This is a genomic window from Polynucleobacter hallstattensis (assembly GCF_018881835.1).
GTDB classification, from domain to species: domain Bacteria; phylum Pseudomonadota; class Gammaproteobacteria; order Burkholderiales; family Burkholderiaceae; genus Polynucleobacter; species Polynucleobacter hallstattensis.
Genome location: NZ_JACVPO010000001.1, coordinates 854,294 through 878,632, shown reverse-complemented (window position 1 = coordinate 878,632; position 24,339 = coordinate 854,294). Strand labels below are relative to the sequence as shown.

General features: G+C 43.4%; 30 protein-coding genes and 1 tRNA gene. 7 read left to right on the top strand and 24 right to left on the bottom strand.

The features are described 5' to 3' along the window. Window positions 1-48: 48 nt before the first annotated feature. From ICN26_RS04650 to ICN26_RS04625, 6 genes are all read right to left on the bottom strand, one after another. Window positions 49-732, bottom strand: a complete 684-nt coding sequence (locus ICN26_RS04650; protein ID WP_216267219.1) for a haloacid dehalogenase type II — start codon at window positions 730-732, stop codon at window positions 49-51. 155 nt (window positions 733-887) lie between these two features. Further along, window positions 888-1,283 carry a COG4315 family predicted lipoprotein gene (locus tag ICN26_RS04645; protein WP_215355233.1) on the bottom strand — a complete coding sequence of 132 codons (396 nt, stop codon included), beginning with the start codon at window positions 1,281-1,283 and terminating at the stop codon, window positions 888-890. A 203-nt stretch (window positions 1,284-1,486) separates the two neighbouring features. Next, window positions 1,487-2,329 (bottom strand): alpha/beta hydrolase, encoded by an 843-nt coding sequence (locus tag ICN26_RS04640; RefSeq protein WP_216267217.1) that lies wholly within the window; start codon window positions 2,327-2,329, stop codon window positions 1,487-1,489. Between the two features lie 146 nt (window positions 2,330-2,475). Beyond that, the gene (locus ICN26_RS04635) at window positions 2,476-3,582 is read right to left on the bottom strand and encodes a patatin-like phospholipase family protein (protein ID WP_216267215.1); all 1,107 of its coding nucleotides are present in this window, start codon (window positions 3,580-3,582) and stop codon (window positions 2,476-2,478) included. A 132-nt stretch (window positions 3,583-3,714) separates the two neighbouring features. Beyond that, entirely contained in the window at window positions 3,715-4,320 is a 606-nt protein-coding gene (locus tag ICN26_RS04630) for a DUF6803 family protein (protein ID WP_215355237.1), read from the bottom strand. A gap of 68 nt (window positions 4,321-4,388) precedes the next feature. Continuing rightward, the gene (locus ICN26_RS04625; protein WP_216267213.1) at window positions 4,389-4,682 is read right to left on the bottom strand and encodes a hypothetical protein; all 294 of its coding nucleotides are present in this window, start codon (window positions 4,680-4,682) and stop codon (window positions 4,389-4,391) included. Here ICN26_RS04625 and ICN26_RS04620 point away from each other — a divergent pair. Then, window positions 4,674-5,162 (top strand): DUF3147 family protein, encoded by a 489-nt coding sequence (locus tag ICN26_RS04620; protein ID WP_439650716.1) that lies wholly within the window; start codon window positions 4,674-4,676, stop codon window positions 5,160-5,162. The genes ICN26_RS04625 and ICN26_RS04620 overlap by 9 nt on opposite strands. Window positions 5,163-5,391: 229 nt before the next feature. Continuing rightward, on the top strand, window positions 5,392-5,868 hold the full coding sequence (locus ICN26_RS04615) for a Dps family protein (protein WP_215355243.1): 477 nt from the start codon (window positions 5,392-5,394) through the stop codon (window positions 5,866-5,868). 561 nt (window positions 5,869-6,429) lie between these two features. Here the strand turns inward: ICN26_RS04615 and ICN26_RS04610 are convergent. Then, complete coding sequence (locus tag ICN26_RS04610) at window positions 6,430-6,924, bottom strand: DM13 domain-containing protein (protein ID WP_215355245.1); 495 nt, start codon at window positions 6,922-6,924, stop codon at window positions 6,430-6,432. Window positions 6,925-7,206: 282 nt separating this feature from the next. On the opposite strand from ICN26_RS04610, the gene ICN26_RS04605 reads away from it, so the two are divergent. Continuing rightward, on the top strand, window positions 7,207-7,998 hold the full coding sequence (locus ICN26_RS04605; RefSeq protein WP_216267211.1) for an energy transducer TonB family protein: 792 nt from the start codon (window positions 7,207-7,209) through the stop codon (window positions 7,996-7,998). A gap of 233 nt (window positions 7,999-8,231) precedes the next feature. Here ICN26_RS04605 and ICN26_RS04600 read toward each other — a convergent pair whose 3' ends face one another. From ICN26_RS04600 to ICN26_RS04585, 4 genes are all read right to left on the bottom strand, one after another. Next, window positions 8,232-8,756, bottom strand: a complete 525-nt coding sequence (locus tag ICN26_RS04600; RefSeq protein ID WP_215355247.1) for a superoxide dismutase family protein — start codon at window positions 8,754-8,756, stop codon at window positions 8,232-8,234. Window positions 8,757-9,125: 369 nt separating this feature from the next. Beyond that, window positions 9,126-9,305, bottom strand: coding sequence for a C1orf53 family protein (locus ICN26_RS11080; protein WP_215355249.1), 180 nt, complete (start codon window positions 9,303-9,305; stop codon window positions 9,126-9,128). A gap of 437 nt (window positions 9,306-9,742) precedes the next feature. Then, complete coding sequence (locus ICN26_RS04590; RefSeq protein WP_215355261.1) at window positions 9,743-9,952, bottom strand: hypothetical protein; 210 nt, start codon at window positions 9,950-9,952, stop codon at window positions 9,743-9,745. Between the two features lie 32 nt (window positions 9,953-9,984). Beyond that, entirely contained in the window at window positions 9,985-10,221 is a 237-nt protein-coding gene (locus ICN26_RS04585; RefSeq protein WP_215345464.1) for a CDGSH iron-sulfur domain-containing protein, read from the bottom strand. Window positions 10,222-10,524: 303 nt separating this feature from the next. On the opposite strand from ICN26_RS04585, the gene ICN26_RS04580 reads away from it, so the two are divergent. Both ICN26_RS04580 and ICN26_RS04575 read left to right on the top strand, forming a co-directional pair. Next, window positions 10,525-10,698 carry a hypothetical protein gene (locus ICN26_RS04580; RefSeq protein WP_216267209.1) on the top strand — a complete coding sequence of 58 codons (174 nt, stop codon included), beginning with the start codon at window positions 10,525-10,527 and terminating at the stop codon, window positions 10,696-10,698. Further along, window positions 10,691-10,924 (top strand): hypothetical protein, encoded by a 234-nt coding sequence (locus ICN26_RS04575; RefSeq protein WP_216267207.1) that lies wholly within the window; start codon window positions 10,691-10,693, stop codon window positions 10,922-10,924. Before ICN26_RS04580 ends, ICN26_RS04575 begins: the two co-directional genes overlap by 8 nt. A 189-nt stretch (window positions 10,925-11,113) precedes the next feature. Here the strand turns inward: ICN26_RS04575 and ICN26_RS04570 are convergent, their stop codons facing one another. The 3 genes from ICN26_RS04570 to ICN26_RS04560 all read right to left on the bottom strand — a co-directional run bounded on the left by ICN26_RS04570 (window position 11,114) and on the right by ICN26_RS04560 (window position 12,382). Beyond that, window positions 11,114-11,389, bottom strand: coding sequence for a hypothetical protein (locus ICN26_RS04570; protein WP_216267205.1), 276 nt, complete (start codon window positions 11,387-11,389; stop codon window positions 11,114-11,116). Between the two features lie 192 nt (window positions 11,390-11,581). Then, on the bottom strand, window positions 11,582-12,010 hold the full coding sequence (locus ICN26_RS04565; RefSeq protein ID WP_215355266.1) for a bactofilin family protein: 429 nt from the start codon (window positions 12,008-12,010) through the stop codon (window positions 11,582-11,584). A 111-nt stretch (window positions 12,011-12,121) separates the two neighbouring features. Continuing rightward, window positions 12,122-12,382, bottom strand: coding sequence for a helix-turn-helix domain-containing protein (locus tag ICN26_RS04560; RefSeq protein WP_215355268.1), 261 nt, complete (start codon window positions 12,380-12,382; stop codon window positions 12,122-12,124). Window positions 12,383-12,526: 144 nt separating this feature from the next. Between ICN26_RS04560 and ICN26_RS04555 the strand changes: the two genes are divergently transcribed. Further along, complete coding sequence (locus ICN26_RS04555) at window positions 12,527-12,877, top strand: bactofilin family protein (protein WP_215355270.1); 351 nt, start codon at window positions 12,527-12,529, stop codon at window positions 12,875-12,877. A gap of 214 nt (window positions 12,878-13,091) precedes the next feature. After that, window positions 13,092-13,538, top strand: coding sequence for a hypothetical protein (locus ICN26_RS04550; RefSeq protein ID WP_088525549.1), 447 nt, complete (start codon window positions 13,092-13,094; stop codon window positions 13,536-13,538). A gap of 183 nt (window positions 13,539-13,721) precedes the next feature. On the opposite strand, the gene ICN26_RS04545 is transcribed toward ICN26_RS04550, so the two are convergent. From ICN26_RS04545 to fmt, 10 genes are all read right to left on the bottom strand, one after another. Then, complete coding sequence (locus ICN26_RS04545) at window positions 13,722-13,988, bottom strand: Txe/YoeB family addiction module toxin (protein ID WP_216267202.1); 267 nt, start codon at window positions 13,986-13,988, stop codon at window positions 13,722-13,724. Then, a complete protein-coding gene (locus ICN26_RS04540; RefSeq protein ID WP_072584031.1) occupies window positions 13,982-14,224 on the bottom strand; it encodes a type II toxin-antitoxin system Phd/YefM family antitoxin in 243 nt (80 codons plus the stop codon). Before ICN26_RS04540 ends, ICN26_RS04545 begins: the two co-directional genes overlap by 7 nt. A 112-nt stretch (window positions 14,225-14,336) precedes the next feature. Then, window positions 14,337-14,412: transfer RNA gene (locus ICN26_RS04535), tRNA-Phe, on the bottom strand. Between the two features lie 158 nt (window positions 14,413-14,570). Next, entirely contained in the window at window positions 14,571-15,905 is a 1,335-nt protein-coding gene (locus tag ICN26_RS04530) for an FAD/NAD(P)-binding protein (protein WP_216267200.1), read from the bottom strand. Window positions 15,906-16,190: 285 nt separating this feature from the next. Then, window positions 16,191-18,395 (bottom strand): OsmC domain/YcaO domain-containing protein, encoded by a 2,205-nt coding sequence (locus ICN26_RS04525; RefSeq protein ID WP_216267199.1) that lies wholly within the window; start codon window positions 18,393-18,395, stop codon window positions 16,191-16,193. Between the two features lie 77 nt (window positions 18,396-18,472). Beyond that, window positions 18,473-19,153 (bottom strand): response regulator, encoded by a 681-nt coding sequence (locus tag ICN26_RS04520; protein WP_216267197.1) that lies wholly within the window; start codon window positions 19,151-19,153, stop codon window positions 18,473-18,475. A 2-nt stretch (window positions 19,154-19,155) separates the two neighbouring features. Continuing rightward, window positions 19,156-21,450, bottom strand: coding sequence for a sensor histidine kinase (locus ICN26_RS04515; protein ID WP_216267194.1), 2,295 nt, complete (start codon window positions 21,448-21,450; stop codon window positions 19,156-19,158). Further along, window positions 21,447-22,028, bottom strand: coding sequence for a DUF4390 domain-containing protein (locus tag ICN26_RS04510; protein WP_255534375.1), 582 nt, complete (start codon window positions 22,026-22,028; stop codon window positions 21,447-21,449). The genes ICN26_RS04515 and ICN26_RS04510 overlap by 4 nt, the downstream gene beginning before the upstream one ends. After that, window positions 22,025-23,338 (bottom strand): 16S rRNA (cytosine(967)-C(5))-methyltransferase RsmB, encoded by a 1,314-nt coding sequence (gene rsmB, locus ICN26_RS04505; protein ID WP_216267192.1) that lies wholly within the window; start codon window positions 23,336-23,338, stop codon window positions 22,025-22,027. Before rsmB ends, ICN26_RS04510 begins: the two co-directional genes overlap by 4 nt. A 1-nt stretch (window position 23,339) precedes the next feature. Then, on the bottom strand, window positions 23,340-24,335 hold the full coding sequence (gene fmt, locus ICN26_RS04500; protein WP_216267190.1) for a methionyl-tRNA formyltransferase: 996 nt from the start codon (window positions 24,333-24,335) through the stop codon (window positions 23,340-23,342). Between the last annotated feature and the right edge of the window lie 4 nt (window positions 24,336-24,339).

The window sequence follows — 24,339 nt, the reverse complement described above, 5'->3', positions numbered from 1 at the left end:
TCCGCTTACGAATGCCATTGCGAAAGATTATGGCTCGGCATCCGAAAATTAAATTACTTCCAAGACTTTGGTTAAGGAGCTACCTTCATAATTTGGTCTCTCACCAATTTCTTCAAAGGGGTGACCTAGGCGATTGACCCAAAATACATCAAAACCAAACCACTTGGCAGCTAGCGCATCCCAAGCATTACTCGATACAAAGAGAACCTCTTCTTTTTTAATTGGAAATGCTTTTAAAAGAAGCTCATAAGCTTGCGGAGCAGTTTTAAATAAATGGATGTCTTCTACTGTCACCACTTTATCTAAATAAGGCTTCAGGCCGTTACTGTCTACTACAGTGGCGAGCATGTCTTTACTGCCGTTAGACAATATAGCCGTAAAAATAGCTTTTTCTTTAATGGTCTTAAGAACGCTCAAGCTATCTTCAAAACCAGTTAGCTTGGCATATTGATCCATCAGTTGCCTTTCATATTCTGGTGTGAGATTCAAATTCATCCGCTTGCAAACATAACGCAATGAACGAATGGTTAATTCCCAAAATGGGAGATAGTACTTGCTCCCATTTGGGTTGGGGTCGCTCATCGTCACTAAGCGGGTGTACTCAATTTGACGATCGCGCCACATCAAAGCAAGTGCTTGGCCATGCCCTGGAAATAATTCTTCAGCCAACTGGCTCATGGAGTAAACGTCGAACAATGTTCCATAGGCGTCAAAGGCAATTAGCTTGTACATAATTTGTCCTATATTTTTTATTATGAATTTCTATTGTCATTTAAAAAAATATCTTAAGTCCACAGATAAGAAAACCACCCGAAGGTGGTTTTCTTATCTCTTAGTGGCCCATGGCGGAATCGACCAAAGGGCCTAAGATGTCAAATCCTTATTAATTACATCTTGATAATCTGCCACGCACCTTCTGAGCGACCATCACCAATCTTATCACCGGGCTTGGCATCTTTAGCATAGAAATACAATGGCATGCCATTGAAGGCCAACTGCTTTTTGCCATCATCACGGGTAATAACTGAATAGCCGCTAGAGACTGCAGGACTTCCTTCAACTAATAGTGGCGGCCAGTTCGTTGCGCACATACCATTACAAACTGACTTACCCGAACCTCGCGCATCCTTGCTGTAGGTATATAGGGTCATATTATTATTGCCTGCCATTACGCCATCGTTAGCTTTAGTAAATGGCGCTAATGCCACGCCAGTCATTGAAGCACAAGCGGCAAGAGTAGCTGTGGCGACTAAGGCAGCCAATAGACTTTTGATTCGATTCATGTTTACCCCTTTGTTAGTTGATTTTGTACTTTAACTCTAATTTATGTCTTTTGCTTTACACGAAATCTATTAATAAGGGCGCCATCCTAATTAACGGAGTCTCATTCGCTGGCCCAAATGAACAAGCTATTCGAAGGTCGTTTTAGTGCTTCTTGGTGACCCGAGGTGGAATTGAAAAGGGCCGAGGATGCCGGATCTGGAACCTATTCCCCAACAATGAATTGAACTTGACCCGTTTTTATCCACTGAATGACCGCTCTTGAGGTAGCCTCTTCCCTGCCGCCCATTGAATGCAGGTGAGTTCCACCACAAACATCTCCCGTACCTTCACCACCTTTTACTGTTACTAGATTATTCTTTGAATATGCTGCTACTGTTGCGTAAGGAGTATGAACGCATTGGTCATCTTGGTGATGAACATTTAGTGCGGATGCCTTTAATGCACCCATATCAAATGACTCTACAGAGTATCCATATGCTCGATTTCGAGAATTTGCATGCGTCATGGCTGCTGAATGAACGCTTCCCTGAATTTCATTTCCTAAATTTTTAGCGAGCCATTTTGATGAGATAGTTCCATAGCTATGGCCCATGACAAAAAACTTAGTAATTCCATATTTTTCCTTTAAGACGGCCATTATTTTTCTAACATCGTTGGCATGCTTTGTGGAAGAACGATAATCATCATTACAAGCTAGTGGAGTGTTGCCTGGGGCTATTTTATTTTCATCGCTTGGGCAATCCATCACAACAATGGCTATACCTGCTTGAGCAAACAGATCAGTATTATTTTGTAAGTAATTTAAGTTTCTTTTCCAATCATGTTCTGTCTTGATATTGGCAATACCAGACCAGCCGCGATAAAAAAGTAATGCTGTATCTGATGGTATTGAGGGTTTCAGAAGAATTGCTCTTTGAACAACTGGAGATTTTGAAAAAACTCCAGACTCCCTACCAACATCGGCCTCTATGAGAATAGGGGTCATTGTTTGGGCTGTCGCAAAGTTAAAACAAGCTAAGGCACAAATACTAAATAGCCATTTCATTTCATAACCCCAGAGTTATATAGGTGAGCAGATTTGCTGACTATGAAACTCTACTCTATTTGTAAAACATTCAAGGAAACCCGCATATGAAAAAGCCACCCGAAGGTTGGGCAAGCCGGCAATGACTAAAACCAAAGATCCTAACTCTATGCCCAGAATTCTTTTATTTTTGGCGCCTCAGTTTTTGATCGATCGTAGCCGGTACGCAATGCACCAGCAATTTGTTTTGGGTCAAGCAAGTCAACACCCTTAGGAGTGCCGGCAACTATCCACTTTACTTTTGTACCGGTCGCCTTAATGTCTTCAATATTTTGAGCAACGGGATGTGGAATTGTAGTGAGAATTGCGCCCGTCACCCCATTAGTCAAGGTAATGACCAGAGCTCTTTTTGAGCCAGCAACCAAATCCACATGGGCTGGATTTGAGCAAATTCCACCATCCATAACGTAACGTTGGCCCAATAATGTTGGTCCTGCCACCCCTGGCAAGGAGCTACTTGCTGCTGCACCATGCGCCAAGGGAATGCCATTTTTTCTAGCAACTTGTTGCCCTACAACAATGCGTTCGCCTGTATAGCAATCAATACCTGTTGTGAACATCCGACCTGTAGGCCAATCTTTTTTACTATCGCCTGTTAATAATGCAACTAGTCTTTCAACGTGATCGCCGTTTAATTTATTGTTAGCCGCTAAAGCCGCATTGCCGATTATTTTGCGCGTCTCTATGCTCCCATCGGTTGCACTCATATTAATTAGGTCAGCCCTCATCTGACTTATATTGGGCTTAGTTAAAGGTGCAATCTTGGCAAAAATCTCGGGGAACTTCCCAAAGAAATCAAACTCGGTTCGTAGGCGTGTAAATTCGCCCGAGAGTAGTGATGAGCCCATATAAGATCCAGCAGAGGTGCCCACTACCATTTCAGGAAGTTGGGTCATGTCTAACCCGGCCTCAATAAGGCCATGAAAGAATCCGCAATACCAAGCAATGTAATATTCTCCGCCGCCGCCGAGCACCATTGTTCGATCGAGGCCTTTGGCTAATTTTGAAACCGTTGGTTTGGTCGCTATTGGCAATGACAAGCCATCATCGGCAAATAACTTATTAGATATTTCATCGGCCTTAATTTGAATATTTGACCTTGGGTGCGTTGACTGCGCTTTAGCTGCATCAGCCATGACTCCTGAAGCACTACTAATGGCCACAGCACCAACAGCGGAAGTTTTTAAAAAATTACGGCGTGAAGATTGCGTCATATCGGCTCCATTGATAATTAATCAATTTATAGCAGATCCGCAAATGAGAAAACCACCCGAAGGTGGTTTTGGTATTTCTTCGTGGCCCGAGGTGGAATCAACTAGGGCTGAGGATGCCTGATCTTTAAGGCATTAGTGATTATGGCCCTTATTATTCATTGGCATCTGACCGTCGATCATTTTCTGATGTTGTTTCATCATGTCGCCATGCCCATCAGGATGGCAAAACTCATGATCCGAGTTGCCACCCATTTGATGAGGGTTAGCGCTTTTGTATCCCAGAATACTTGGATCAAGCATGCCGGCGATCATGGCGATGTGTCCAAATACCAAGAACAAGGCAACGCATATCGCATGAATCTTTAACTTACCCATTTGATCTAGCGCTCGATTAACTAAACCAAACTCTTGTAGGGCAATCCAGATCAGCGGCAATCCTGCGATGACATAAGTACTAACAGCGATTACATCAATCACTGTTCTCCACTCGCCTGCCTGTGTAATGGGAATAATGGCGTTAGTCACAATGTAGTAAATGATTCCAACAAAATAAACGCCCACAGCAATCCCAGAAAAGCGATTGAGGTAATAAACAGCACCATCGAACTTGCGAGTAAAGAGTAGATATAGCTCAGTGATAGCTAAAGTCTCTGCCAAGATGATTGGGATGGCCATAAAGATAATTAAATTCCAAGGCTGATTAACAGCCAACAACTCCATGTAGTGAGTCATGTTCATTGTGTTTCTCCAAAATATAGGCGTGACTAGGTGTCACAAATCAAACTAACTTGTATTTCAAAATTAGCTTAGGCTTTTGGAGGTCTATAGATGAAGTTAATCATTGGCTGAAGAACCAATGATGAGCCGGTTGAAGGCGGGGCTTGGGTTGAGGCTACCGATAGCTCAATACTCAATATTGGAATAACGACCAAACCTAAACAGCACTGATAACTGTCGGCATGGCAAGGTTGATTGGTATTTGTATCGTGAGAGTTGCTCACCAGCTCATCACAATGATGGTCAGAGTTATCAGTAACGGCAACTTGATGCTGAGGCTGATGTGCCGATAAATCAATGGGTATCACTGCCGCATGAATCAAGCTGGCAAACAGACTAAAGCAAAGAGCGGCACATATCCTTCTCACAATTCCATTCTATGCCCATTTGCTAGATTTGTCGTTTTAAACGACATTCCTATAATGGGGCAAGCAAAAAAATTTAAGGCATCTATGGCTTGGATCATCACCAAATATCTACTAACAGCAGGAATGGTTGTATTCATTTCTGAAGTTGCCAAACGAAGTGATAGGTTGGGTGGCTTTATTGCGGCATTACCCTTAATGACTCTTCTAACACTTGTATGGCTGTATGTAGAAAACCAACCCGAAGAGAAGATAGCTAATCACGCTTATTACACCTTCTGGTATGTGATTCCAACATTGCCAATGTTTCTGCTGTTCCCATATTTACTTCCAAGGCTGGGGTTTTGGATGGCTATGGGGACATGCGTAATGGCGACAGTTATCTTTTTTGGCTTATTCGCTTTGCTGATGAAAAACTTTGGAATTGATTTGCTCTAAGAATTGTCGTTTTAAACAATATCGACTTACGCAGGGGTGAATAATTGACTCGTCTTTTTAAGGGACATTTTATGCCGGGGATAGCCAAGACTAATGGCTTATATCCCTGTAAAGCTAAAAAAAATAGCATAACAAGCAGCTTAACAACATCATATCTTTTGGACACAAAATGGCGCATGATAGTCAGATAAGTTCACAAAAAAATGCAACTAAAAAGCAGAGGTATCAAATGAGCACAAAAATAGATATTGGCATTAACGAAAAAGATCGAAAAGCCATTGCCAAAGGACTATCAGAGCTTTTAGCTGACAGCTACTCCTTATATTTGATGACACATAACTTCCATTGGAATGTGAAGGGCCAGATGTTCAACACCCTTCACACGATGTTCATGGCTCAATATACGGAGCAGTGGGCGGCGCTCGATTTAATCGCAGAGCGCATCAGAGCACTCGGGGAGCCAGCACCTGGCACTTATAAAGAGTTCTCAAAACTGACCTCAATCAAAGAAGTTGAAGGGGTGCCAAAGGCAATGGATATGGTGAGGCATCTTGTTAAGGCTCAAGAAGCTACAGCAAAAACTGCTCGTAAACTTTTTCCCTTGGTTGATAAAGCAAATGATCAACCCTCAGCAGATCTTCTGACTCAACGACAAGATATCCATGAGAAAACTGCCTGGATGCTAAGAAGTCTATTGGAGGAGTAAATCCCGTATAAATGAAAAAACCACCCAAGGTGGTTTTGGTATTTCTTGGTTGCCCGGGGCGGAATCGGCCAGGACCGAGGACATGAATCCCTCAAGAGTATGCCGTCTATCTATAACCCAGAACATCGTCCTGAGTTCTTTTTTGACCCTCTAAGAATCTTTTACTACATATTCCCGAACCACTTTGATTTGCGAGCTTTTTTGCGTCTACCTGCATTTGATACATTGTTTCAAAACAATCTCTTCTATTCACAAACTCAAATGCTTTTGTATGGGTTTGCTTACCCTTATGAAAATAGAAAAAATCTAAAGTCCAGTACTTATCGCCTGTAATGCTAACGCTCATAGGCGCTGAGTCTAGTGGCGGAGGTTGACTCGCACAGGAAATCAAAAACACCACAATGCAAAGAATAGAAAACTTGTTCACGTTTGGCTTACTGTCTATAAATCCTCAATTTCCAAGAATTCTATACTTTTTTAACAAGTAAATTCCTGACATCCCAAAATAAAAAAACACCCGAAGGTGGTTTTGGTGTTTCTTGGTGGCCGGGTCAAATTTACTTACTTTGCTGGGCGTAAATCAGCCGATCCGATGTACTCTTTAAATTGTTTACACCAAATCAGCATGCTGTTTATATCTTCTGAATTTTGTGTTTTTAAAAGATAGAATGCGGCGCCATTGGGCTTTTTAATGCGACTGACTTCAATCTGTTGAGAGCTAAACTCATCATTATCTTTAATGGCAGGCTTGCTACTGATATAGATGTGATAGTCCGGCCCAGGACTAGACTTAAAGTCATCACTGGATTGTAAAAACAATTGATTACCAACTTTAACTAACGACCACTCACCAGAAGAGTTGTGGATCAAATCTTGTCCCTTAGCGTTTTTATCAATTTGTCCTCGCTTGAGGATTTCGCCTTCAACTTTTTGATTGTCTTCAAAACGTGACTTAATATCTTGTGCGTGACCACGGATTGCGTCGAGAAGCTGGGCGCTTGCTGAAATTGGAAGTAGCAAGAAAACGCTTAAAAAGAGGATATTTAATTTATTCATCCAAAGCCTCATAAAGTAACTAGCATCAATATAGATCCTTTCACAATATTTGTCGTTTTAAACGACATCGACTGACGCAGGGATGAATAATTGACGTGTCCTTTTAAAGGACAGTTCTTGATGGGGATATCCGAGACTAATGGCGTCAAACCCTGCCAAGCCATAAAAGAAAATAGCCCAACAAGTGGGCTATTGAGATTCTTGGTGGCCCGGGGCGGAATCGAACCAGGGCCGAGGTTGCCTTATCCTATACTGGGTAATATCGGCTAAGCTCCTAGATTGATGAGAAAAAATCTACTCGGGCTCCTTTTTGCGCTCTCTCTATCCGTTGTCCTCCACCTAGGTCTATTTCTGCTGTGGACATCATATGAAGGTTTCACCTACTTAAAACCCAAAGTTAAAAATCCAGACATTATTGAGGTTCAGCTTGAAGAGCCTATTGCCAAAAATAATAGCGACTTAAATACCAGTCTAAATAGTGATAAACAACCAGCATCATTAGGGGCACCATCAGCCCCAACAGCAGAAGAGTGGGCTTTCGCATACAAATATACTTTAAAAAATAGCAAAGGCTATCGTCACTCTTTTGGTCAACAAGTGAGAAGCATGATGGGGACTGCTGTTGAGGGACCAGATCAAGGGCAAGTCAGATTCAGTATTGAAATTACTCCAAATGGTACCGTCACTAAAGTAGAAACGCTTTGGAAAACTTCCGATAAGGCGGAGCAATTAGCTAGAAAGGCAATGAAGTCTATGCCTGCTTTGCCACCCACGCCAACAGGCAAATTACTCATCTTCGAAAGAACAATTTCATTTACGCCATTTGCTACAAATGATGCGCCAGTCTATAGAGATGATTGTCTCCCCGATACACCAGCGTTTAGCAATCCATTTGCCTGGGATGGCAAATCATCCCAAGAAATCAAGAAGAACAAGCCTGCTGAAAAGCTCAGCCCCGAAGCGTTGGCTGAATGCCTAAAGCAATTACCCCAAGACTCTATTGATGGCATCACTGCTGAGGCTCAACGGCAACTAGACATATGGAGCTCGGAAAAACTTAATCAAAGAAAGTAGGGTTTCTATACATACGTATATACGCATATATTTGTAATGTCGTTTTAAACGACATCGACTGTCGCAGGGATGAATAATTGATTCGTCCTTTTAAAGGACAGTTCTTAATGGGGATATCCAACGCTTATGACAATTAGCCCTACCAAGCCACAAATGAAAAAACCACCCGGAGGTGGTTTTGGTGTTTCTTGGTGGCCCGGGGCGGAATCGAACCAAGGCCGAGGATGTCAATCCTACTTAATCAAGCCACATGCGATTCTTGGTCCTGAATTTCCAGCTGGTTGAGATTTATAGTCATCAGGATCGCGATGAACAACAACGGATCTTCCTAATATTCCAGTCGGTCCATTATTAACAGCAAATCCACTTAACTTTGCCGAATAAACCGCATTACCATTCGCATCTGATTTTATATTTGGCATATCGCCAGCATGACTTGAGCCACTTCCTGGCATACCATGTGATTTTGTGTCTGGGTTGAAATGCCCGCCTGCGCTAGTGGCATCTGGCGAGGAACAATCCCCTTTTTCATGAACATGAAACCCTTGTTCAGCATTTGGTTTCAAACCAGAAAAATTTCCTGTAACCAGCACATCATGGCCTTGCCATACAAAATTAACCGTTCCTTTTGTATTTGAGCCTGAACGGGAATCCAGGGTAGCCGATGCTTTTTGACCAGTACCATGTTCCATGGACTGACAAGCCACCAACGACAAAATGGATACAGTGCCAATTAATAGAGCAGCTTTTTTAATCATTATTCATCTCCTGTCTTTATGTCGGATCAGAATAGACCTTTTGTTAATATTCTTCAATAAAAATAGGGGCCTTGCTCTAGGCAGCCTTATTGAAAGGCCTAAAACTGCATGGCAAATGAAAAAACCACCCTCGAGTGGTTTTGGTGATGCTTGGTGATAAAGAATCTAATGGTTCACCAGCCCAAAATGGTTATCCGCAGACCCACAAGCATTGGCAGCCTCTAGACGGGAGCGTTTCCAATCAAGTAATCTCTGCAAACTGAAATTTAGTTTGCTACTAGATTTTTTGATTGTCGAGAAATAGTTGATAGGGGTTTACCTTTATGTAAGTTGCTTGGGTAAACGCTGGGTTTAAAGCCTGTTAGCTTATCAATCCCCCTTTGGTACATTGATGTATTCAAAGGGACAATGACGACAGCGGTTACCACAGCATGTACCCCGCTTTAAATGGGCTTGACTAGTAAGAACCAAATATCCTGAAGCTGGATCAATATAGGTATCTTGTCTATTTTCACAGGCAAGGCGATGGAGCTCTTCTATGCTTAACATGATCTTATTTTATCTAGTCCTACCCTAAGACTGTCGTTTTAAACGACATCGACTGTCGCAGGGATGAATAATTGACATGTCCTTTTAAAGGACAGTTCATGATGGGGATATCCAAGACTAATGGCGATTAACCCTGCCAAGCCCCAAAAGAAAATGCCCCGCATGAGCAGGGCATTATTTGAATTTGGTGGCCCGGGGCGGAATCGAACCACCGACACAAGGATTTTCAACTCCCTTGCTAGACTCGACATCGCTGTTTTCTCAAAAGGTTCACCCCACCATATGCAAACTTTGTGCACAAAACTTTCTTAGGTGTTTGTATGAGATTGATTTGGTTGAGTTATTTTGACCCACGCAAGGAGTGCGGAAGTTAATGCGTCGGTCATGAGGGTTGACTGACACAAGGATGACCATCATCTGATTCACCTATAGAGGTCCTACTCATGTGACCATTCATAGTCTATATCGATAATCTCTAAAACATAGCCATATTTGTTTAGACAATGCTGATTCCAGGCAATCACGAAGTCTTTGGTATTGACATCACAATGGTAACGATTTAACAAATGAATCAAGCCATGGTCCTTCATTTCTATTTGTCCGTTAGTGGTCTTTACGATCACTGCTTTGGCATGCTTAAAGCTCATCCTGACCTCCGATAGATTTAGATTGTCAATACCTAGAGGGAGAAGTGGGTGCCATCACATAGCGGCGCATTAGCTGATTGCTTGCATCCACAGAAATAGACAGTCATGGTCTCTGTGGCAATAAATTCCAACGGCGTCATATCCGTTCTTTGGTGTGATGCATCACAAAAGGGTTGGTTCTCACTCAGTCCACAAGTACACCAATAGTAAATCTGATCTTTGATGACTTCTACGGGATATGGCTCGTTCTTGGCAGTTTTTATTTCCATAGCAATTCCTCCAGCATTTAACTCACCTAGATTTAATTTAATCTCTATTCACCCCTTTAGCAATTGTTAACAATAAATTCATTTAAAAAGTAAGTAATTACTCATTACATTAAATTTTGGATGCAATGCAATAGATTTTCACCAGATAAAAAATTTAAAAATTTATTAGACAGCCCCTTCATTTTGGAGCAGACTAAATTTCTGCTGATGAGTTGTTTGGGCACCCCATGGTCCTGTCTCGATACAGCGTGACCCAAGCAATTTATTGGCAACCAATTTTGATTTTGTCGAAAGGAGTAAGCTATGAACCATAAACAACTAGAGATCGAAGAAGATAGTCTTCCGGACAAATACTTTGAACTGCAAAGCAATGAATTGGTGCAAGAGCGATTAATCTGGCAACACTTAACCAAACGAAAAATTAATGAAATGAATCATATTCCAGATGAAGACTATGCAGACTGGGGTGATGATTAATTCGTTTGATATGAAGCTATTGGTCTATCGTTATCGGTATGGGAGTGATCAAGCGGCTAACCACGCTCATATGCCCCCTTACTATGCAACTTTAGAATATATCGAGCATTTAATAGGTGCTAACGCTATTAAAGATCAAAGTATAGAAGTCGATGAGTCAGACTTAGATGGCCTAGGTCGAATCGCCATTGACGAAAAAGTTAATAGCCGACCGTGCGCAGATTAATGCGGCTAAAAATCCTACTTAAGCGGCAAAAAGTACCAGTCTAATTTGCCTGTATCGCTAGAGCAAAACAGCACAGTATTAAAAATAGCCATAAAGAATCGGTATTTGACATAAGCGCTCCTCTAAAGGATTGACTCATTTATTACTATGCACAATCTGTGCCATTTTGAATCCTAAAACTTGCCACTGTTACAGGCCATTTTTATCCCGATAGTCTTTGACCATTTTGTTGGTGACATTAGAGGGATAGCAAAGAAGAGCGAGCCTGCCGGTTTTTGAGTAAGCGCTATTGAGGCCGCACTGACCACCGCTGGGCGATATGCTATAGGGGCATGGGCAGGACTTTCCATACTCTTGGATCGACTGTTGGATCAAGCTCGTTTTAATTTCCTTATCTGAGATCCTGTCATCGGCCATGGACCATGTTGCGCCCAATATAAAGGTCATGAATATCAGAAATTTCATAGGATCCTCCTGAGTTTTTACTCTACTATGAATTAACCTATCCAAGCATTTAAATTGGTCGTTTAAAACGACACGCCAAGCACTGACCCTAGGTAAGCGTCGCTTAAATGGACGCAGGACCAGCACAAAGATCTTTAATTGATCCGTCCTTTTAAGGGACAGTTCTTGAAATATTTAATTCATTGGAAGTGATTATCTAGCCAACTTTTTAGTAAGCCCAAAGTTGATTACATCCGAACTGTTGATTTGAGCCTCATCTAAACCCTCACAAGACAACAATCCATTAACTCTAGCATCCGGATGAATATCTAAAGTTTTATAGCGAATATTTCCCTCAATGATCGCTGTGGGATAAACCGTCATTTTTTCAGTAACAGTGATTGATCCTTTTACTGTTCCAGCAACAATTAAATTGCTGTAGTTCAAGTCACCCGTTAATACTCCAATCTTATCAATATAAAGCGTAGCATGACTATCAGCCGCCTCAGTAATATCGCCAATAAGGTGCCCAGCTAAACAAACGTTACCATTACCCTCAAGACTGCCATGGACAGTAGAGCCCGCACCGATCTCATTGGTAAAGGTAAGATGATGATTGGTTGATTTATAAGATTCAAACATCTTTGTCTCCTGCTTACGATCACAATCTAAATGCAACTATATGCCTGATTGAAGACTATTTAGATATTGGGGGCTTGTTTTGGTGCAGAAAATAGTAAAGTAAGCGAACACTTAGCTTGGTAAGGTCTTTGTTTCTAGATAGTCAGACTCTTCTAAATTTAAATACTTCCCAACTCTTTTGGCCGCGTGTATCTTAATTACCATTGTGTAAAAGGTAAAAAAAGTGTCTGACTCTTCTAACTCTTTGATATGCCACTTTCTAAGACAGACAACCTCTGCAAGTTCTTCATGGCTCAAACCCCGCCCCTCTCGGGCAGTTCTTAACACCCCTCCTATGATGCGTTGATCTATCTTCAGTTTTTTCTTTAGCATTATTTATTACTAAGGCTGTAATTTATATATGTTATGTTGAATTTGTGAATCATTTATTACCTAGGAACAAATTTAGTGTTTTTTAAAGACCCCTCCCCCACTCAACCAACAGAGACAGAAAATAAGCTGTTACAAAACATACCTATGGCTACATTACCAATCACTCAAAATCAAGCCTCCTTTAACAGCAATGACCTAGTCGTTGGGGAGGGCGTGGTTCTAAACGGAACCCTGGAAGTTCCCAAAACAGCTTTGGTCTCAGGAGTCATTAATGGGGATTTGAAAGTTCGATCATTAATTGTCGGAAGCACAGGCAAAATTGAGGGCAAGGTCGATTGTCAGATAGCGGATATAGCTGGGCATGTAAAGGATGATCTTCTCGTTCATGAATTGCTCGTTGTTAGAGCAAGCTCGACCATTTCTGGCAATATCTTTTATAAAGATATTGACATTGAAAGAGGCGCCAAAATTACTGGTCAACTATCTATGTTGTAAGTTTTGTCGTTTTAAACGACATTACAATCATCGACCCTGGATGAGCGTCGATTTAAGCGACACTTGACCGCTACAGGGATGAGAGATCCCTGTCACGCAATTGTCCTTTTAAAGGACAACGCTTTCAGCAACATCTTCCCAAATCGTCACTTCATTGCCATATTAAAGATGTAACTTGTGTTTGTAGCATCCATTCAATAGCTAAGGGGGCAATATGAATCTCAAAGATCTACATACAACCGCTACAAATGTAACTTCCCTAACTGGACACTATGCTGTTTTGCAAGAAATTTTTAGTGAATTTCATTCCCATCTTGAAACTCAATTAGAGACCGAGCAGTATCAAGATTGGAATATTGAAGTTTCTGACTTAACCGAGCTAAATGAATTTATTATCTTGATAGCCGGGCAAGAAATCATCTTTAGTTTTGACATAGAGTCTGATGATGCAGGATCCTACTTGGGGTTGGTAACAGCTTTTGTAACAGATGATTATTTTGATGATCTTCCAAAAGTAATAGCGTCATTTACATTTGATGGAAGTGGTATTGCTAAGGATCTAACTGGTCTTGAAGATCCTGCAAATCTTAAAGTAGCCGAGCATTGCCTCAACATAGCCTTACAAATCTGTCTTGGTGCTTTTGATGAAATTGAGGAGTAGTCCGAGCAGTCAATCAGGATTTGGCATCCTGAACCTAGATTTAGAGCTCTCAGAAAGATAGCCACGCTGGGCTATGGTGGTGTCACCGTCCGCTACTTTGGTGCCACTATAGATTCTTGGTGGCCCGGGGCGGAATCGACCAGGGCTGAGGATGCCTGACTCTGCTTTAGGCTAATGCCCACTTCATTCGTAGTGAGTCCACATCCTTAAAACACGGATCGTTTTCTCCTTGCGCAAAATTTCATAAACTAAGCGATGTTGAATATTAATTCTGCGTGAGTAAGTCCCCTTTAGATCACCAACCAACTTCTCATAAGGCGGCGGATTTTGGAGAGGGTCTACTTCTAAAATATCCAATAAAGCCTGGGCTTTACCTTTAAGGCCTGCGGCAGATAGTTTTTTAGCATCCTTAATGGCATATTTGGAATAAGCTAAATTCCAAGTTACCACTTCAATGCCCTTTTACTTTTAGTAATGGGCTCAGCCATTGACTCTTTAATTGACTCACGCATTCCTGGAATTGCTAATAGATAAAGTGTCTCCTGAATAGCGCTCCAATCTTCTTCAGAGACTAAAACAGCATTTGCTCGCTTACCAGAAATGACTACTGGCTTGTGTGACTCTGCCGCTTGATCAATTAAACGGTAGAGACCTGCTCGAGCTTCACTTGCGGTTAATGTGGTCATGATTTCACTCCTTTTCAATATAGTACGTAAAAGCGTACGCTTTGTCAAGTGGCCATCTCATCCACCCGACCAAAAGAAAATGCCCCGCACGGAGCAGGGCATTATTTGAGTTTGGTGGCCCGGGGCGGAATCGAACCACCGACACAAGGATTTTCAATCCTCTGCTCTACCGACTGAGCTACCAGGCCAAGAGATGGAATTATAAATGAAACTGTGTTTTAGCTCGGAAAACGTTCAAACTGCGCTTATCCTGCTTCACTAGCAGAGAAATCCTATGGGGGCGTCCCCCTACGGCGGGTGAATGGGGATAAGGCAGGAGACTGAAGTTGCTCTTTATGGTGCCCGTCTATTGCTTAGATGTTATTTGAATCGATAACTGCTCCGCTTGTTTGGCAATTGAGCTTGCAGCTATCACATCACCTAGACTACCCATAGTTGCAGGCCCAATCATCCATAAATCATTCCACTCCCCGCCCGATGATTTGGAAACTTTATAGTCGCCAGATACAGCAATTGATTTTCCAAGGGCATCGGGTCTTGCAATTTGATCGGCAATTAACTTACTAAGTAAGGGGTCGCGCCCAACACCGGTGCAATTTAATATTCGATCTCCCGCTACCCTAGAGCCATCGCCTAAAACTACCATCACTGTTTTCGCCACCTCAATTCGTTTGGCGCGCCCCAATACAAATTGAATCTGCTTATTAGCCTCTAGCTTTCTATAGGCCTTAATTGTTTGGGGTGAAGCCCTAAAGCGATATAAAGACCAAAGCCAGCCGAGCCGCTTAAAAAGAATTCGGCGCTGGAAATTAGAAAATTGCTGCCAAATCATATTTAAATTTGGTCTAAGTTCTTCCCATGCGCTTTGCCAGACCACGCTATCCGTTGGTGCGGATGGAAGGTAGTTACGAATAAAGCGAACCAATTTAGTTGGGGTTAAATTTTTTGGCCAATCGGGTTGGCCCGCTCTCTTCCAGCACGCCTGCGTCGGCGGGAAGACTGCTCTTGGGCCAATAACTTTAATCATTCCTTGATGCCCTTGACCTACAAGCGCATTAATTGCATCTAGTGCGGTTAAGCCTCCGCCAAGCAAAATAATTTCTTCGTGAGCATGAATGCTGCCGAGGTCCTGACCCACCCAAGGACTCTCAATGAGCTGCATGGGGCTCATAGCAGTCTGAATATTTTGAACGTCGCAAGGCCAGATGGGTGGCGGGTTACCAGTTGCAATAATGACCCGCTGCGCAACAATCGTCTTGAGCTTATCTGTCTCAAGACACCAATGCTCATTAGCCTTATATAGATTGCTTACTTTTGCATCAATATGATTGATCTGATCTGAGCCAAGTTCTTTGGTCACAAGCTCAGAAATATAGCGGCCGAAATCATAGCGCCGATAAAAATAGCCCGCATCCGTTTGTGCTTCAGGGTCATCTATATGCACTGCAGCCCATCTTGCAAAATGCAATGGGTCCTCAGAAAAAATGGATGGAAGATCCTCGCGAACATTAAGGCGAAAAAAAGGGCTAATGCAAGTGTATGCATTCCCCTTGCCCAACACTCCTGGACCGATTAATACAATTTTTGAATAATGCATCCCCCTGCGTAAGAGATGAATCAATGCGACTGCGGCAGCAAAGCCATCCCCAATAATTGCAATTTCTTTTATATCTTGGGTCATCAGGAGATCATTAGAGTCAAAATCGAAACTCGCATTATTTCTTTGTCAGCCCCGCTACAAAATGAGTGCTTGTGTACTGAATAATGGGGCTACTCCTCCCACGGGAATCTTGCACGATTTAATTCTTCCATAATTTCTCGTTTGCTTGGAGCTCTTCTTCTAGTGGCGCTAGTTTCACTTTTAGGCGGATTCCGAAAATCATGATTGCATTCTGGCTCTGAAAGTTCACGGGGCGCCATAGATTGTTGATTGATTGGATTTAGAGGTGCTATCAATACCTAACTCCTAATTAGCCGCGCTTGGCATTTTTGCTCTAGCAGCATGTATTTTTCTATAGCTGTCAATCAAGCGCTGATGCCTATCGAGGCTCTCTAGCTTCATGCTGGTGGGGGTCAAGCCATAGAAGCGGATGGCTCCATCTACGGAACCGACTACGGCATCCATTCTCTCGTTACCAAACATCCGGCGAAAGTTAACGATGTAGTTCCCAAGCTCTAAATCGTCATCTAGCACCGTCTCTAACACTGCATTTAAGGCCTGATAAAACAATTTACGCTCGACTGTATTGTCGTTGTATTGGAGGAAAGCGCCAACAAGCTCATGAGCCTCGTCAAATTGCTTCAAAGCAAGATGAATGAGTAACTTCAACTCCAACACTGTTAGCTGACCCCAGGGCGTATTTTCATCAAACTCAATACCAATCAGGGTGGCAATATCGCCGTACTCGTCTAGCTCATTATTTTCTAAGCGATCAAGCAGTGCGCCTAAGCTGACATCATCCAAATTAGATATATTCAAAATATCAGCGCGGAACAGCAAGGCTTTATTGGTATTGTCCCAAACAAGGTCTTCAATTGGATAAACCTCAGAATAGCCAGGCACTAAGATTCGACACGCGATTGCTCCTAGCTGGTCATAGGTCGCCACGTAAGCTTCTTTGCCAATAGACTGAAGAATGCCGAACAAGGTGGCTACTTCTTCTTCATTCGAGTTTTCACCTTTGCCAGAAAAATCCCACTCAACAAAATCGTAATCTGGTCTTGTGCTAAAGAAACGCCAAGAGACGATGCCACTCGAATCAATAAAGTGCTCAACAAAGTTATTTGGCTCAGTGACTGCTTCACTTGCAAAAGTGGGCGGGGGTAAATCATTAAGGCCCTCCAAGCTGCGCCCCTGAAGAAGCTCCGTCAAGCTCCGCTCCAATGCGACCTCTAAACTTGGATGTGCGCCGAATGAAGCAAATACTCCGCCTGTTCTTGGGTTCATCAAGGTAACGCACATGACTGGATATTTACCACCCAGTGAAGCATCCTTTACTAGCACTGGAAAGCCCTGCTCCTCAAGACTCTGAATACCCGCCAAGATGCTGGGGTACTTTGCAAGCACCTCCTGCGGAACATCCGGCAAAGCAATTTCACGCTCAAGAATTTCACGTTTAACAGCTCGCTCAAATATCTCAGATAAGCATTGCACTTGGGCTTCAGCCAGCGTATTACCAGCACTCATCCCATTACTGACGTAGAGGTTTTCAATCAGGTTCGATGGAAAATACACCGTCTTGCCATCGGACTGACGCGCATATGGCAAGGAACAAATCCCGCGCTCGCTATTACCAGAATTAGTGTCAATTAAATGTGAACCGCGCAACTCGCCATCAGCGTTAAAAATATTGAGGCAATACTCATCAAGTATTTCTTTAGGTAGGGTATCTTTAGGGCCAGGCTTAAACCAGCGCTCATTCGGATAGTGGACAAAAGCGCCATTAGCAATCTCTTCACCCCAGTAAGCGCCCGCGTAAAAATGGTTATTACTCAGTCGCTCGATATACTCGCCTAAGGCTGAAGCAAGAGCACTTTCTTTTGTAGAACCCTTGCCATTGGTAAAGCACATTGGTGAGTGTGCATCGCGAATATGCAAAGACCATACATTCGGGATTAAATTGCGCCACGAAGCGATCTCAATCTTAATTCCTAAATTAGCCAACACACCAGACATATTGGCAATAGTTTGCTCTAGCGGTAAATCCTTTCCAGCAATGTAAGTGCTCAAATTTGAATCTGGCTTTAAAGCCAATAAAGTTTGAGCATCGGCATCTAAGTTTTTAACCTCTTCAATCACAAACTCTGGACCTGCTTGCACCACCTTCTTCACTGTGCAGCGCTCGATGGAGCGCAAAATACCTTGCCGATCGTTGGCAGAAATATCTTCGGGCAGCTCAACTTGAATTTTGAAAATCTGTTGGTAACGATTTTCTGGATCGACAATATTATTTTGAGAAAGGCGAATATGCTCTGTCGAGATATTGCGCGTATCACAATACAGCTTCACAAAATAAGCCGCACATAAGGCTGAGGAAGCTAAGAAATAATCAAAAGGTCCAGGGGCTGAACCGTCACCCTTGTAGCGGATGGGCTGATCAGCAATCACCGTGAAGTCATCGAACTTGGCTTCAAGGCGTAGCTTATCGAGAAAATTAACCTTTATTTCCATGGGAATAATTCCGAAATAATATGGGCGCTATTATCCGTCGCCTCAGAATCATTAACAGCAACTGATGGGAAGATACCTTATTGCTCAGCTTTATTGCGTGAAGTATCGATTCCTAAAGCTTTTAGCTTGCGATATAGATGAGTACGCTCTAGACCAGTATATTCAGAAATTTTGGTCATGCTGCCACCCATGATGATCATTTGATGCTCGAAGTACGCTTTTTCGAATAAATCTCTAGCCTCACGAAGCGGTAAATCAAAATAGGTTTTTGCAATCCCACTGATGTACTCGCCGCCCTGAACTTGTGAGGCTTGCTCACTGACTACGGCTTTAGGGCTTGGACTTGATGAAGGTGCTGAAGACATTTTTTCTTCGGCGAGCTCAACATGCTTTGGCGAGCTTTCTAAGGCCTTACTAACCGTCTTGAGTAACTTTTGGAGTGCAATTGGCTTTTCTAAGAAATTGAGTGCGCCTATACGCGTAGCTTCAACAGCCGTATCAATCGTGGCATGTCCTGACATCATCACTACAGGCATGGTGAGCTGCCCAGTTTTAGACCACTCTTTTAACAAACTGATACCGTCAACATCTGGCATCCAAATATCAAGCAAAACAAGGTCTGGTCGCATTTGTTCGCGAATCGTACGTGCCTGCATAGCACTCTCAGCCGCATACACTGTGTGGCCCTCATCCGTCAGAATCTCATTAAGAAGCTCACGAATTCCCATCTCATCGTCGACCACCAAAATACTTGCCATTCTTATGCTGCCTCTTTTGCCAGATTCATAAACAAAATTGATACTTGCGCACCGATCACCTCATCTGCCTGCATGCGATTCCGAACTTCGATTTTGGCGCCGTGATCATCTACGATTTTCTTCACCACCGCCAACCCCAATCCAGTGCCCTTACTCTTCGTTGTTACATAGGGTTCAAAGGCTCTTGCCAATATCTTAGCTGGAAAACCTGAACCACTATCACTTATTGTTAAACGCACCGCATTTTGCGGCATACCATTCAATTCGCCATAGGGCACTAATTCTGTTTTTATTTCAACTGGCTCAGATTGATGTATACCCTCAAGAGTAGCATCTTGTGCATTTTGCAGAAGATTATGAATAATCTGTCTGAGTTGCGTAGGGTCACCCATAATATTTGGGGAGCGTGGATCAAGCTGAGTCCTTATGGGGCTTCCCTCATACAAGCCAAGAATCTCTTGCGTCAAAGTATTGATCGAAACAGGCCTCAGTTGCGGACTTGGCGTCTTGGCGAAGTCTCTGAAGTCATTCACCATTTGTTTCATAGCCTGCACCTGACCAATGATGGTTTCTGTACTGCGATTCATCATCTCCTCCTGCTCAGGACTCAACTTACCTGCCAACTTATGCTGCAATCTCTCTGCTGAGAGCTGTATGGGGGTGAGTGGGTTCTTAATCTCATGAGCTAAACGTCTTGCCACCTCACTCCAAGCAATGGAGCGCTGCGCACTCACTACGTCAGTGATGTCATCAAACACCACCATGCGCAAATCTGCCGTCAATTCAGTTCCACGAATAAATAAAGTAACGCCAAGCTCATTTTCAAACTCATTTGTACTATGCAGCTGTATCTGTTTTTGCCATACTGGTGCTGATGTATTTTTATCTTTTGCTGTTTGACCACTCTCTACGCCAACAGCCAGTTTCATGGTGGCAAATCCCTCTTGAATGGCTTGATCAAACTCGACAAGACTAGAGCTATCACTCAAAGGGCGCCCATCCATTTGCGTTAAATCTTGTCCAAAGATACGATCAGCGCCGGCATTGCTAGAAACCATATTGAAGTTTTTATCGAAGATACAAACACCGGCAGTTAAATTACCCAACACTGTTTCCAAAAATGATTTGGATTCTTGTAAGGACGTTCTGGTGTCAGCAAGCTGACGGGTCATCACATTAAATTGGCGCGTCAACATTCCTAACTCATCACCCGTATCTAGCTCGGGCTTAGGCGATAAATCGCCTTGGGCAACAGCCTGCGTTCCTTTTAAAAGCATCAGTAGGGGCCGAGCCAACTGACGACCCAAAATTAAGGCCAAAGTAACAGCAACAAATAATGCAAAGAACAAGGTTAAGGTGAGCGTACCCACAAACATTTTTCGTAAACCGGTCCGGCCCAATGACTTCTCTTGATAGTCCCCATAGGCAGACTCAACCGCAACAATATTCTTAGCCAATGGATCAGGAATAAATCGCACTAGCTGTAAAAAATATTTATCGTCTACATCTTTACCGGTAGCCTGCTTTTTACGAACAATCGGCACAATCGCTCTGACTCGATAGCCGCGTTGACCACCTTCTACCTCAATTTGATCTATAAAGGTGGCGCCCTTCTTTCTAAAGGCGTCTGCAATCACCTCAGGACTTGGTGCGGGAAAATATTTGTTGGGGCGTGACTCGCTCGTCAATATTAGGCTGCGCCCAATTTTAAATAGGCTAACCTCTTGAATGCCAAATTGGCTCCTGGCTTTCATTACTATGGCGGCAACCTGCTCTGAACTGGTGCCCGAGGGCACTGCGACTATTTGCTCGGCAATATAATTTCCCTCTGCCAGAATTTCTTCTTGGGCGACTCGCAAGGTAACGCGCCCTAATTCAAGGCCCGCATCTAGTGCCGACTCCACCTGAACATCGAACCAGGTTTCAATACTACGGGATACGAACTGTAAAGAAACTCCGTACAAAATTAATCCCGGAACAACACCAACTAAAGCAAAAATCATTGCCAACTTTGCCACTAGGCGCGTTCCAAAACGTCCTTTACGCCAACGAATCGCAATCACAATCACTAGGATCAAAATGACTAGGGTCAGACAAATTCCAATAACCACGTTGGCTGCATAAAGCCAAATAAAGTAGTTATCAAAAAACTCAGTATTGGATGTTGCGGTTGATAAGAGTGCCAACAATAAGAGCGCAAAGGCGCCAATCAATACCATAGCCGTGGGCAATGCACGCCTTTTCCAAGCATCTTTCTCAAACGCATTTGACCCTATGAAGTCTAAAGATATCTTCATCGTTTAATCAAGTTAGGGCCATTTGATGAAAACGGAAAGCGCGCCCAGTCACTTGTGACATTCCAATCGCGATTATTGAGCGCATTTACCTGGAATGGCTTGGGTAACTTGCCTAGATCTAAGCTCATTCTTAACGCTGCAGTGTAAGACTTACTCGAATCAAGCTGGCCACCATCGATTACCCTCCAGCCCCCAATACTTCCCACGGCCTGCAAAGCCTCAAATATCGTGTTTGCAGAAAAGGTAAAACCTTCAGAGGCAATACGGTATTGCCGAGTCATTGGCTGATAAGAAAGGCGGGTTGATCGTTGAGCAAGTACGGGCTTTTCATCAAACCAGTACCAACGCGAGCGCGTTAACTCAAACTCAGTTTGAAAATATAAAACAATACCTTTTTGAACAGCATCTTCTAAGCCCGGCGTTAACTCAATCTTAAATGTGGCATTCAGAAGCCAATCGTTATCTACCCGCTCCAGATCAGCAGTTTTGAGCTTGATTCCCTCCGCACTTGCAGCGACTGGCAAAAGGATCAAGGACATCAAAACACAAAGAGTGAATTTTTTAATGCCTTGACTCATGGCCCATTTTTCTTAAACAAAGCATAGTAAAAACCGTCATTTAGCTCAGCTGGCAAAATTTGCCCGGGTGCGCTCAATCGTAATACATCAGTATGCTCTACAGCAAACCATGTCGCCTGCTCTTCGCCCTCCTCTGGGAACACAGAGCAAGTCACATACAAAAGTGTGCCGCCAATCTTCAGGATCTTCCAGGCTTGCTCCAAAATAGCACGTTGTCTAAGTTGCAGTGCCTTAATATCAGCCTCACGCCGCAAAAACGGAATGTCAGGGTGTCTTACAACAATGCCCGATGCAGAGCAAGGCGCATCCAAAAGAATTTTGTCAAATAACTTGCCATCCCACCATGCTGCCTTTGAAGCATCGCCGCGCACCACACGAACGGCATCGGAATGCAGACGCAAACGATCTAGATTGCCGCCAATTTTTCCGAGGCGCTCACCATCCAACTCCAGGGCGATCATCTCGCACTGCGCCAACTCTAGTAAGTGAGCAGTTTTTCCTCCCGGTGCAGCACAGGCATCCAATATGCGCTCACCCGGTTTTGGATCCAGCAATACAGCCGCAATTTGTGCTCCTGCATCTTGAACAGAAACTGCGCCACCATAAAAGCCGGGTAAGTCTGAAACTGGCACCGCCTCGCGTAATAACAAAGCAGAATCCAATGTCACTCCAGCAACACTATCAATAGGTTCGGCTGCGATACCAGCTTGATGCAATAACTCTTGATATTCTTTGCGCGTATGTTGTTGAACATTCACCCGCAAAATCAAGGGCGCCCGCTGAGCCTGCTGAATCAGCATGGCTTGCCAAGCCTTTGAATAGTTTCGCTTCAAACTAGCTCGCCACCAGGGTGGGAAAAACATGTGAATGGGATCTGGAGGGTAAGGCTTTTCATTCTCAGCCTGGACCGCAAGGCTCACCTTACGAAGCACTGCATTCACGAGGCCCTTGGCATACGTTGTCGGCTCATATTCACTACAAGCTTTTACAGCTTGGTCAACGATTGTATGCGCTGCATAACCCTTGCCATCGGATCCACTCTGCAAAAACAAAGCAATCGCAACACTTAATAAGTACTCTACTTCTGGTGGGGGCGTCTTTGGAATAAATTGTTGAATGAATTCATGTGATCTCACCCATTTACGCAAAGCATCAAACGTGAGACTTTGAACAATCGGTCGCTCATGGGCATCTAACTGATCTAACACTTCGGTCAGCGATCGACCTACCATCACCTCACCAATTGCTTGCGCCGAAATGGTGATTGCCTCTGATAGCGGAAGACTGCGCGGTGTTTTTTGATCGGTCAAATTAATCTTTCTTAAACTGCATTATTTTTTCCTGCGCACGATAGCTTTGTAAACAAGCGCTGGCTGCAATTTTTTTTCCGCCAGGCTTTTGCATTTCTAATATTTCAATGATGCCTTCTCCGCACTGAACATACACACCACCTCCACTAAAGTCTAAGACCTGTCCTGGGATGGCATCTAGATGTATTTGCTCCTTGCTAGGCAAACAAGAATTCCAAAACTTCAATTGCTCGCCATTCAAACTGCTGGTTGCTCCAGGAAATGGATTGAACGCTCGAATGCGTCGATCAATTTCTATCGCACTTAAATGCCAATCAATTTCTGCCTCACTCTTTAATATTTTTTCTGCATAAGTAACTCCCTCTATAGGTTGTGGAGTTCTTGAGATGGCAATACCTTCATCTAAATCATTGAGAGTCTTGACAATCAACTTGGCCCCGAGGGTTGCCAAATGCTCATGAAGTGATGCGCTAGTTTCTTGAGGTGTAATTTTTAGATCGCCCACCAGCACGGTGTCGCCGGTGTCGAGGCCCGCATCCATTTGCATGATGCTGACACCTGTATCAGCATCACCGCTTTCTATGGCACGCTGTATCGGCGCTGCACCGCGCCACCTTGGCAGCACAGAGGCGTGAATATTAAAGCAACCATGCCTCCCGCTCTGGGAAGCAAGATCAAGAATAGCCTGGGGAAGAATTAATCCATAAGCAACAACTACCATTGCATCAAATTCAATATCAGATAAATATTGAAAGGCCTCTTGCGCTGCTATTTTTTTTTGCACGTCCGTATGGTTCTGCTTGAGCGTTTCAGGTTGCAGAACCGGAATATCTTTCTCTTGTGCAAATTCTTTTACAGGGCTCGCTTGAAGATGCATACCGCGTCCTGCTCGGCGATCTGGCTGAGTTAGCGCTAGCACAATTTGATGGCCAGATTTTTCTATTGCACGCATTGCTTGTGCAGCAAACTCCGGGGTGCCAGCAAAAACAATTTTCATTGGG